This is a genomic window from Streptomyces spongiae (assembly GCF_009377185.1).
GTDB classification, from domain to species: Bacteria; Actinomycetota; Actinomycetes; order Streptomycetales; family Streptomycetaceae; genus Streptomyces; species Streptomyces spongiae.
The window spans coordinates 1-10,614 of record NZ_VJZC01000343.1 but is presented as its reverse complement, the minus strand read 5'-3'; the positions used below and the strand labels follow the sequence as shown (position 1 = coordinate 10,614).

Here is a 10,614-nt window from a genome sequence, read left to right as displayed (position 1 = left end):
GTTCGGGGGTACGGCCGGCGTACGGGGCGCCCCGGGCCGGGGCACCCCGCACGAGGTCAGCCGTCCAGCTCCGCCAGCGTGGCGTTCGAGGGAGCCGTACGCGAGCGCAGGTCCCGTGCCACGTCCTCGGCGGCGCCCAGCACCCGTACCGCGTTCCGCCAGGTCAGCTTGGCCAGGTCGGCCTTCGACCAGCCGCGGTCGAGGAGCTCGGCGATCAGGTTCGGGTAGCCGGAGACGTCGCTGAGACCGTCCGGGGTGAAGGCCGTGCCGTCGTAGTCGCCGCCGATGCCGAGGTGGTCGATTCCGGCGACCTCGCGCATGTGGTCCAGGTGGTCGGCGACCGTGGGCACCGTGGCGACCGGGCGCGGGTGGGCCTCCTCGAAGGCACGGTGGACCTTCATCGCCTCGGTGGTGGTGTCGAGGTGGTGGAAGCCGCGGGCCCGCATGTTCTCGTCGGCCGCCGCCGTCCAGTCGACCGCCGCCTGGAGCACGAACTTCGGCACGAACGTCACCATCGCCACTCCCCCGTTGCCGGGCAGCCGCTCCAGCACGTCGTCCGGGATGTTGCGCGGGTGGTCGCACACCGCGCGCGAGGAGGAGTGGCTGAAGATCACGGGTGCGGTGGAGGTGTCCAGCGCGTCCCGCATGGTCGTCGCCGCCACGTGGGAGAGGTCCACGAGCATGCCGAGCCGGTTCATCTCCCGGACGACCTCGCGGCCGAAGGCGGACAGGCCACCGACGCCAGGTTCGTCCGTCGCCGAGTCCGCCCAGGCGATGTTGTCGTTGTGGGTGAGCGTCATGTAGCGGACGCCCAACCCGTACAGGCCGCGCAGCGTGGCGAGGGAGTTGTCGATGGAGTGGCCGCCCTCGGCACCCATGAGCGAGGCGATACGGCCCTCGCCGCGCGCCGTCTCCATGTCGGCGGCCGTGAGCGCGGCCCGCAGGTCCTGGGGATAGCGGTCGATCAACTGTCGTACGCAGTCGATCTGTTCGAGCGTGGCGGTCACCGCGCCGGGCATGTCCGAGCGCACGTACACCGACCAGAACTGTGCCCCGACCCCGCCCGCGCGCAGCCGTGCGAGGTCCGTGTGCAGGTGGGCGCTCTGGTCGGTGGCGATGTCGCGGGCGCCGAGGTCGTAGCGGACCTGTTGGCGCAGGGCCCAGGGCAGGTCGTTGTGGCCGTCGACGACGGGGAACTCGGTCAGGAGCTCCCGGGCTTCCCTCAGTGACGTCATACCTGCCTCCCCCATAGGCGTGATACCGATCACTTACCCGAGCCGAAACCGAAACCGCCCGCCGCGCCCTCCACCTTGGAGCGCAGGCGCTTGCCCTTCTCGGTGGCCTGGTCGTTCAGCTCCTGCTGGAACTCCCGCATACGGCCGAGGAGTTCCTCGTCCTGCGTGGCGAGGATACGGGCGGCCAGCAGTCCGGCGTTGCGCGCGCCGGCGACGGAGACGGTCGCGACCGGCACGCCGGCCGGCATCTGCACGATCGACAGCAGGCTGTCCATGCCGTCCAGGTACTTCAGCGGGACGGGCACGCCGATGACGGGCAGCGGTGTGACCGAGGCGAGCATGCCGGGCAGGTGCGCGGCTCCCCCGGCACCCGCGATGATCACCTTCAGGCCCCGCTCGGCGGCCTCCTCGCCGTACGCGACCATCTCGCGGGGCATACGGTGCGCGGAGACGACGTCGACCTCGTACGCGATCTCGAACTCGTCGAGGGCCTGCGCGGCGGCCTCCATGACGGGCCAGTCGGAGTCCGATCCCATGACGATGCCCACGACCGGGCCGGCGGTGGTGCTCATTCGGTGATGGTCCCTCTCAGGTAGCCGGCTGCGTGACGGGCGCGCTCCAGCACGTCGTCGAGGTCGTCGCCGTAGGTGTTGACGTGGCCCACCTTGCGGCCGGGCTTCACGTCCTTGCCGTACATGTGGATCTTGAGCTGCGGGTCGCGGGCCATGCAGTGCAGGTACGCGGAGTACATGTCCGGGAAGTCGCCGCCGAGGACGTTCACCATGACCGTCCAGCCGGCGCGGGGGCGCGGGTCGCCGAGCGGCAGGTCGAGCACGGCGCGCACGTGGTTGGCGAACTGCGAGGTGATCGCGCCGTCCTGCGTCCAGTGGCCGGAGTTGTGCGGGCGCATGGCGAGTTCGTTGACGAGGATGCGGCCGTCGTGGGTCTGGAACAGCTCGACGGCGAGGTGGCCGACGACACCGAGTTCCTTGGCGATCCGCAGCGCCAGCTCCTCGGCGCGCAGGGCGAGCGCCTCGTCGAGGTCGGGGGCCGGCGCGATGACGGTGTCGCACACGCCGTCGACCTGCTGCGATTCGACCACCGGGTACGCGACGGCCTGGCCGTGCGGCGAGCGTACGACGTTCGCGGCCAGCTCCCGGACGAAGTCGACCTTCTCCTCGGCGAGCACGGGGACACCGGCCCGGAAGGGGTCGGCGGCCTCCTCCGCGGACCGTACGACCCACACGCCCTTGCCGTCGTAGCCACCGCGGACGGTCTTGAGAACGACCGGAAAACCGTCCCCTTCCTCCGCGAACGCGACCACGTCGTCCGGATCGGCCACGATCCGGTGCCGCGGGCACGGCACGCCGATGGAATCCAGCTTCGCCCGCATCACGCCCTTGTCCTGGGCGTGCACGAGCGCGTCCGGACCGGGGCGCACGGGGATGCCGTCCGCCTCCAGCGCGCGCAAATGATCGGTGGGCACGTGCTCGTGATCGAAGGTGATCACGTCACAGCCGCGTGCGAAGTCGCGCAGCGTGTCGAGGTCGCGATAGTCGCCTATGACGACATCGTTCACGACCTGCGCCGCGGAATCCTGAGGAGTGTCACTGAGGAGCTTGAACCTGATGCCCAACGGGATGCCCGCCTCGTGTGTCATACGAGCGAGCTGACCACCGCCGACCATGCCGACTACCGGGAACGTCACACCCCCAGGGTATCGGCCACCGCGGCCGGCCCTCCGGCGGCTGGTTTTCACACCCTTTGCCAGAGCCTTGACGACTCCTGTGAGCTCGTACACAGGCAGCCCCAAGGGGTCCTGGTTAGCATGGCGGAGTCGGCGCACCCTACCGACGACGCACCGACGATCCACCGATGAACCGACCGACGAAACCGACTGACGAATCGACGCGACGGGGGCCGGCACACCATGGGCAATACCACCTCGGGGCCGAAAGCGGGGCCCGCGCGCGGTGGCCTGCGCCGGCAGATAGAGCAGCTCGGACGTGAGATCGCCAAGTTCGGCGCGGTCGGCGGAGCGGGACTGCTGGTCAACCTCGGCGTGTTCAACCTGGTCCGGCACGTCACGGACCTCCAGGTGGTGCGGGCCAGTGTCATCGCCACGATCGTCGCGATCGCGTTCAACTACGTCGGCTTCCGCTACTTCACCTACCGCGACCGCGACAAGAGCGGCCGGACGAAGGAGCTGACGCTCTTCCTCCTGTTCAGCGCGGTCGGCCTCGTCATCGAGAACGGCGTCCTGTATGCCGCCACCTACGGTTTCGGCTGGGACAGCCCCCTTCAGAGCAACGTCTTCAAGTTCCTCGGCATCGGCATCGCCACCCTGTTCCGTTTCTGGTCCTACCGCACCTGGGTCTTCCGCACCCTCCCGGCGAAGGAGGCGGTGGCGAGCGCGGAGTCGTTCCTGGCGGAGGGCCCACGCCGCAGGCCGGCGCTGTCGGGCAGTACGGCGTACCGCCGGGGGAACCGGGGCGCCCCGTAAGGGGCGCGGGGAACTGCGCGACCAGCCACAAACAACCGGCAGCAAAAAACAAGCCGCACCACCCCAAAAAAAAGGGGCGCGGGGAACTGCGCAAAAACGGTCACCCACCGAAACGGCTACCGCACAGTCCTCCGCTCACTCCCCGACGGCACCGACTTCAACGGCGTCCGCGACAGGAACAACCCGAAAACCGGCGGCTGAAGCTGGAGCATCTCCAGGCGCCCCCCGTCCGCCTCGGCCAGATCGCGCGCCACGGCCAGCCCGATCCCCGTCGAGTTCCGCCCGCTGATCGCCCGCTCGAAGATCCGCGCCCCCAGATCGACGGGGATGCCGGGCCCTTCGTCGGTCACCTCGATCACCGCCTGGTTACCGGTCACGCGCGTGCGCAGCGCCACGGTCCCGCCCCCGTGCATCAGCGAGTTCTCGATGAGCGCCGCCAGCACCTGGGCCACCGCTCCCGGCGTCCCCACGGCCCGAAGATGCCGCTTGCCCGAGCTGACGATCGCGCGGCCCGCGCTGCGGTAGGCGGGCCGCCACTCCTCCAGCTGCTGCTTGATCACCTCGTCGAGGTCGAACGAGACGGCCGAGCCGGTGCGCGGGTCGCGGGAGTTCGTCAGCAGCCGCTCGACCACATCCGTGAGCCGCTCTACCTGCGTCAGCGCGATGGTCGCCTCCTCCTTCACCGTGTCCGGATCGTCGGTGAGGGTGATCTCCTCCAGCCGCATGGAGAGCGCCGTCAGCGGTGTACGGAGCTGGTGGGAGGCGTCGGCGGCCAGGCGCCGCTCGGCGGTGAGCATACGGGCGATGCGCTCGGCGGAGGCGTCGAGGACGTCCGCGACCCGGTCCAGCTCCGGGACGCCGTACCGCTTGTGGCGCGGCCTCGGGTCGCCCGAGCCGAGGCGCTCCGCGGTCTGCGCGAGGTCGGTGAGGGGGGACGCGAGGCGGTTGGCCTGGCGTACGGCGAGGAGGACGGCCGCGGCGACGGCGAGCAGCGCGACCGCGGCGATGATCAGCAGCGTACGGCCGACCTCCCGGGTCACGGACGACCGCGGCTCCTCGACCGTGACCGTCTCGCCCTGGTCGCCCTCCTCCTCGGAGTGGATGACGTCACCGGTGGGCCGCTCCCCGATCTCGATCGGTTCCCGGCCGGGGATGTCGATGAGCGCGTACCGCCCGTCGGCGACCTGGTCCCTGAGCACGTCCGCGCTGACCCGCTCGTCCCCCAGGATCCGGCTGTCCACGATGCTCACCAGCCGCACCGCCTCGGAGTCGACACGCTCCTGGGCGCTGTTGGTGATCGTGCGCGTCTCGACGATCACCAGGGAGACCCCGAAGACCGCTATCACCACGAGCACCACGGCAAGCGTGGACTGAATGAGACGACGACGCACGGACCCCTCCGAGCAGCAGATTTACGTGGACCAGTGTGCCTCGGAGTACTGCGCTGTCGCGGTCCGGCCGGGCGCCCCCGAAAGGGGCGCGGGGAACTGCGCATCTTTTAGGGGCGCGGGGCTGTTCCTATATGCGGCTCCGCCGCGCGGGCGCGAGCAACCACGAACGACCCGCAGCCGCAGAACCCACCGCAGACACAACGGCGGCAACGCGATCAGCGAGACAAGGGGTCAGCTTTTTTCGAAACGGAACCCAACACCCCGAACCGTCGCGATGTACCGCGGATTAGCCGCATCGTCCCCGAGCTTCTTCCGCAACCACGAAATGTGCATGTCGAGCGTCTTGGTCGACGACCACCACGTCGTGTCCCAGACCTCCCGCATCAACTGGTCCCGGGTGACGACCCGCCCCGCGTCCCGCACGAGCACCCGCAGCAGGTCGAACTCCTTCGCCGTGAGCTGGAGCTCCTCCTCCCCCATCCACGCCCGGTGGGACTCGACGTCGATACGGACGCCATGGGTGGCGGGCGGCTGCTGGGGCTCCGCCGCGCCGCGCCGCAGCAGGGCCCGCACACGGGCGAGCAGCTCGGCGAGCCGGAACGGCTTGGTGACGTAGTCGTCGGCACCGGCGTCGAGACCGACGACGGTGTCCACCTCGTCGGCGCGCGCGGTCAGGATGAGGATCGGGACGCTGAGTCCCTCGGCGCGGAGCCTGCGCGCCACCTCCAGGCCGTCCATGCCGGGCAGCCCCAGATCCAGGACGACCAGGTCGACGCCACCCTGCATCCCGGCGTCCAACGCGGTGGGACCGTCCTGGCGCACCTCGACCTCGTAGCCCTCCCGGCGCAGTGCGCGGGCCAGTGGCTCCGAGATGGCCGAGTCGTCCTCGGCGAGCAGTACTCGGGTCATGGGGTGATGGTAAACCGCCTTTGACGGCACCAGGGAGGGTGATCGGCAACCGTGATTCACACCTTCACGCTGCGAACTTCTTACCTTCGCGGGCGACGATCTCCCGGCTCGTCCACCGCCACCGGACCGAACCGTCCCCCGTTGCCGTGACCCACAGTGACACGCCCGGGTTGACCTCCTGCGGCTATGGGATGCGATCCTGTTTGCGACCTTCAAATGAGAGATCACACCCCCTTTCTTACCTGTGATTCATGTCTCAAGCGCTTTCGGATCCGTTGTTACCCTGACGTATGGTGAAGGGGCAGACCTAGCACCACACGGGGACCTTCGGCGGCATGTGAAGCCGAAGGTCTCTTTTGTGTGCGGGAATGATCTGTGACACGGATCCCGACTCCCGCGCCCTGACCAGCAAGGAACGACCATGGCGTCCAGCCTGACGAAGGACTCGGTCTCCCCGGGCAGCCCCGGTTCCGAGAGGACCTTCTTCGGCCAGCCCCGCGGGCTGGCCACCCTCTTCATGACCGAGATGTGGGAGAGGTTCTCCTACTACGGCATGCGGGCCCTGCTCCCGCTGTACCTCGTCGCCCCCGGCGGCCTGCACCTGAGCGCGGCGACCGCCACCGCGATCTACTCGGTGTACGTGTCGCTGGTGTACCTGCTCGCCATGCCGGGCGGCTGGTTCGGCGACCGGGTCTGGGGTCCCCGCAAGACCGTCGCCGTCGCGGGCGGCGTCATCATGCTCGGCCACCTCACGCTGGCCCTGCCGTCCTCCGGCACGTTCTACGCGGGCCTCGGCCTCGTCGCGATCGGCTCGGGTCTGCTGAAGGCCAACATCTCGACGATGGTCGGCCACCTCTACGACGGCCCGGACGACCCGCGCCGCGACGGCGGCTTCACCGTCTTCTACATGGGCATCAACCTCGGTGCCTTCGCCGCGCCGCTGGTCATCGGCACCATCGGTGAGAACGTCAGCTGGCACCTGGGCTTCGCGCTCGCCGCGCTCGGCATGGGGCTGGGCCTGGCCCAGTTCCTGATCGGCAGCCGCCACCTCGCCCCGCGCTCCAGCGTCGTCCCGACGCCGCTGTCCGCCGAGGAGAAGACCTCGACGCTGCGCAAGGCCGCGATCTGGGCGGGCATCGCCGTCGTCTTCTACGCGATCGTCGGCTTCTCCGGCCACTACACGCTGAACTGGATCCTGGTCCCGCTGACCCTGCTCGGTGTGATCATCCCGACGATGGTGCTGGTCCGCATAAAGCGCGACAAGGACCTCGACCGCGCCGACCAGTCGAAGATGTCCGCGTACATCTGGTTCTTCGTCGCCGCCGCCGTCTTCTGGATGATCTACGACCAGGGCGGCTCGACCCTGTCGATCTTCGCCGACTCGTCGGCCGAGAACAGCGTCTTCGGCTGGTCGTTCCCGGTCTCCTGGTACCAGTCGGTCAACCCGGTGCTGATCATGGCCATGGCCCCGGTCTTCGCCTGGTTCTGGCTCGCGCTGAACCGGCGCGGCAAGGAGCCGAGCACGATCGTGAAGTTCGCCTCGGGTCTGGTCCTGGTCGGCGCGTCCTTCTTCCTGTTCCTCGCGCCGCTGTCGATCGCCGAGGGCGGTCACAAGGCGGCCGCGATGTGGCTGGTGGCGATCTACTTCGTCCAGACCGTCGGTGAGCTGATGCTCTCCCCGGTCGGCCTGTCCGTGACCACGAAGATGGCCCCGGCGAAGTACGCCTCCCAGATGATGGGCGTCTGGTTCCTGGCCGTCACCGCCGGCGACGCGACCACGGGTCTGCTCTCCATCGCGGGCGTCGGCCTGAACGGCACCGGCGTCGTCGCCCTGGAGGCCGCGCTCGCCGTGGTCGCCGGTGTCGCGGTGTGGATGTACCGCAACAAGGTGAAGCAGATGATGGGCGACGTGCGCTGACGCGGGACGCACAGGACGTGTGAAGGGCCGCCCCACCCTCCCCGGTGGGGCGGCCCTTCGGCTGTTCCAGGGCTGCTGGTGCGCCGTTCCGGGAACCGTCAGCGCACCCGGCGACGCGGCAGGAACGTGAACACGGCGCCGCCCAGCAGCGTCACCGTCCCCGCGACCAGCCCCAGCGCCTTGAGCGAACCGTGGTCCTCGGCGCCCGTCTCGGCCAGGCCACCCGACGTGCCGCCGGAGCCGGTCGACGAGCCGCCGGCCGAGCCTCCCGCCGAACCGCCGCCCGCGGCACCGCCGGGCTGCTCCGTCGTGTCGAGGGTCAGCGAGACCTCGCTCTTGGACGGGGTGCACGTCGTCGTCGTGCCCAGCGCCTCGACCGTCAGCACACCCGGCGAGAGCGTCGACTCACCGGAGGCGCCCGGCTTGTACGTACCCGTCAGATCGGGGACCTCGATCGGGTCGCCGGACTTGATCGCCTCGGAGTTCGTCGGCCCCTCCACATGCACGGTGCCCGTGTCGGCACCGCCCAGGGCCACCTCCATCGACGGTTTGACGGAGTCCTTGGGGATGTCCGCCGGACTGTCCATCACCGACTTCTTGAACTGCACGGTGAGGTCGTAACTCCCGCCGTTCTTCTTGGCGTTGATCTGCACGGGCGAGGTGGCGTCCTTGTCGCCGATGGGTGTCTTGCACTTGTAGGGGACCTGGACCTCCTTGCCGGTGAAGTCGGTCTGCCCGCCGTCGTCACCACCGGTGGGGGTCGGCGTCGCGGTCTGCGTCGGTGTCGGTGTCGGCGTCCCACTCGGCGTCGGTGTCTGCGTGGGGGTCGACGTACCCCCGCTGCCCTCGGTCACGTTGATGGTGGCGGCGGACTGCACGGCCTCCGTCGGGGCGCACTTGGTGTCGGTCGACATGACGTTGATCGCGTACGCGTCCGGCGTCAGCGTCACCTGCCCGGCCTTCGTCAGCTTCAGTTTGCCCTTCATCTCGGACAGCACCATGGCGCCGCCCTTGGGAATGGCCGGGTTCTCCCGCGGCCCCTGCATCGCGATGTCCGCCGTCTGCGCCCCGGCCGCCTTCAGCGTGCCGCTCGGCTGGACGGAGTTCGCGGGCAGGTCGATGAGGTCGGGGTTCTTGGAGGCCGCCTGGACGAACTTCCACACCAGCTCGACCTCGTCCCCCACCTTCGCCGTGGCGGGCGCGGTCACCTCCGCCTTGGTGGTGCCCTCGACGGGCGGCAGCCCCGAGATGTCGGGCGGCACGCACTTCGTCGCGTACGACACCTCCGCGGCCTGCGCCGGGACCGCGGCCACCCCGAGCAGGACCCCGGCCCCGCCCAGCATCAGCGCCACCCCGGCTGCGCTTCCCCGGCGTCGCTCAGCTCTCCCACGCCGTACCGTGAGAACTCTCCGTTGCGCGCTCACGTGTTTCCCTTCCTGGTCGGAGTCGTCGAACCGTTCTCTTTCGGTGCGGAGAGCTGCCCGGCCGCCGCCGTCCCCGGCTCGGAGTCCGGCGTGAACCACGGCAGGGTCGGGGTCGTACGAGGGACCGCGCTCGTGGGGGACGCCACAGCGGACCTGGACGGCTCGGCCCGCGGCACGGTCGGCCCGGAGCGGGTCGACGTGCGTCCCAGCACCGAACCCAGCAGCCGTCCGCGCAGTTCGGGCAGCCGTAGCCCCCGGTGCCGCCCCGACACCCGGGCGCGGGGCCTGACCCGCTCGACCACGGCCATCCCGATGCGGAACACCGCGGCCGGCACGACGACGGCGAGCAGGATCCAGAAGAGACTCACGCCCCAGGGCCGCCCCACGCCCCAGGGCTGTTCGGCGAGCACCTTGCCGCCGTACTTGAGCGAGACGGTGTAGGACCCGTGCGCCCCGGCAGCCAGCTCGACCGGCAACGCGATCCGCGCCTTCTTGCCCGGCTGGATCGTGCCGCGCCACTGCTGCTCCTCCCACTGGGGAGCGAACACCCCGTGGGAGGTGCCCACTTGGAAGACCGGGTCCTTGACGGGGGATGTGCCGAGGTTGCCGACGGTGAAGACGAGCCGACGCTGCGGCGGCGCCCCGAACCACGTCAGCAGCCCGCTCGAACCGTCCAGCCGGGTGTCCGTGAGGATCGAGAGCCGCCCCCCGGCCGCCTCCTCCGGCAACGGCTCCACCGCGTGCCCGGCCACCTGGAAGACCGCGTCCGCCTCGGCCTTCTCGCCGGTCACCGTCGCGACATGGACCACGCACGGGCAGGGCACGGGCGGCTCGACCACGGGCAGCTTCTTGCTGAAGGCGCCCTTCGAGTCGGTGGTGACGGCCCGGCCGTCGGCGTTGGCGCAGGAGTTGGTGCCGCCGATCACCCCGCGGGACGGTGTGGCGCGACCGCAGATCAGCAGCATCAGCAGCGCCCTCGGCCGCCATCCGCTTCCGCTCACGGTGATCGAACCGCCCGTCCCCGCCTGGGACTTGGACAGCTTGACGGCCGGCTTGTCCGCCGCCCACGCGGCCGTTCCCACCCCCGCTCCCACGAGCGGGACCAGGACGAGCGCGAGCACCGCCACCAGCGCCGAGATCCGTCTCACGTCACCGCTCCCGTCAACTCGACTTCGCCGCGCCCCGGTTCCTCCGCCCGCGCCGCCGCCCCACGGCGCCCTGACCGCCGTACGAC

General features: G+C 70.1%; 9 protein-coding genes. 2 read left to right on the top strand and 7 right to left on the bottom strand.

Annotated elements, in window-relative coordinates:
* Positions 1 to 56 precede the first annotated feature (56 nt).
* The 3 genes from FNH08_RS33285 to FNH08_RS33275 are packed head-to-tail and all read right to left on the bottom strand — an operon-like array spanning position 57 to position 2,943.
* Entirely contained in the window at positions 57 to 1,235 is a 1,179-nt protein-coding gene (locus tag FNH08_RS33285) for a dipeptidase (RefSeq protein WP_152775247.1), read from the bottom strand.
* Between the two features lie 29 nt (positions 1,236 to 1,264).
* On the bottom strand, positions 1,265 to 1,807 hold the full coding sequence (purE, locus tag FNH08_RS33280; RefSeq protein ID WP_152775246.1) for a 5-(carboxyamino)imidazole ribonucleotide mutase: 543 nt from the start codon (positions 1,805 to 1,807) through the stop codon (positions 1,265 to 1,267).
* A complete protein-coding gene (locus FNH08_RS33275) occupies positions 1,804 to 2,943 on the bottom strand; it encodes a 5-(carboxyamino)imidazole ribonucleotide synthase (RefSeq protein WP_322725918.1) in 1,140 nt (379 codons plus the stop codon). The genes purE and FNH08_RS33275 overlap by 4 nt, the downstream gene beginning before the upstream one ends.
* Positions 2,944 to 3,165: 222 nt before the next feature.
* On the opposite strand from FNH08_RS33275, the gene FNH08_RS33270 reads away from it, so the two are divergent.
* On the top strand, positions 3,166 to 3,738 hold the full coding sequence (locus FNH08_RS33270) for a GtrA family protein (RefSeq protein WP_152775245.1): 573 nt from the start codon (positions 3,166 to 3,168) through the stop codon (positions 3,736 to 3,738).
* A 116-nt stretch (positions 3,739 to 3,854) separates the two neighbouring features.
* On the opposite strand, the gene FNH08_RS33265 is transcribed toward FNH08_RS33270, so the two are convergent.
* A complete protein-coding gene (locus FNH08_RS33265) occupies positions 3,855 to 5,129 on the bottom strand; it encodes an ATP-binding protein (protein WP_322725917.1) in 1,275 nt (424 codons plus the stop codon).
* A gap of 231 nt (positions 5,130 to 5,360) precedes the next feature.
* Complete coding sequence (locus FNH08_RS33260) at positions 5,361 to 6,038, bottom strand: response regulator transcription factor (protein WP_152775244.1); 678 nt, start codon at positions 6,036 to 6,038, stop codon at positions 5,361 to 5,363.
* 421 nt (positions 6,039 to 6,459) lie between these two features.
* On the opposite strand from FNH08_RS33260, the gene FNH08_RS33255 reads away from it, so the two are divergent.
* Positions 6,460 to 7,956: an oligopeptide:H+ symporter gene (locus FNH08_RS33255; protein ID WP_152775243.1), complete on the top strand. Its 1,497-nt coding sequence runs from the start codon at positions 6,460 to 6,462 to the stop codon at positions 7,954 to 7,956.
* Between the two features lie 98 nt (positions 7,957 to 8,054).
* On the opposite strand, the gene FNH08_RS33250 is transcribed toward FNH08_RS33255, so the two are convergent.
* Together FNH08_RS33250 and FNH08_RS33245 are read right to left on the bottom strand one after the other, a co-directional pair.
* Positions 8,055 to 9,299, bottom strand: a complete 1,245-nt coding sequence (locus FNH08_RS33250; protein WP_194238696.1) for a hypothetical protein — start codon at positions 9,297 to 9,299, stop codon at positions 8,055 to 8,057.
* A gap of 77 nt (positions 9,300 to 9,376) precedes the next feature.
* Positions 9,377 to 10,528, bottom strand: a complete 1,152-nt coding sequence (locus tag FNH08_RS33245) for a hypothetical protein (protein WP_407704499.1) — start codon at positions 10,526 to 10,528, stop codon at positions 9,377 to 9,379.
* Positions 10,529 to 10,614: the final 86 nt, after the last annotated feature.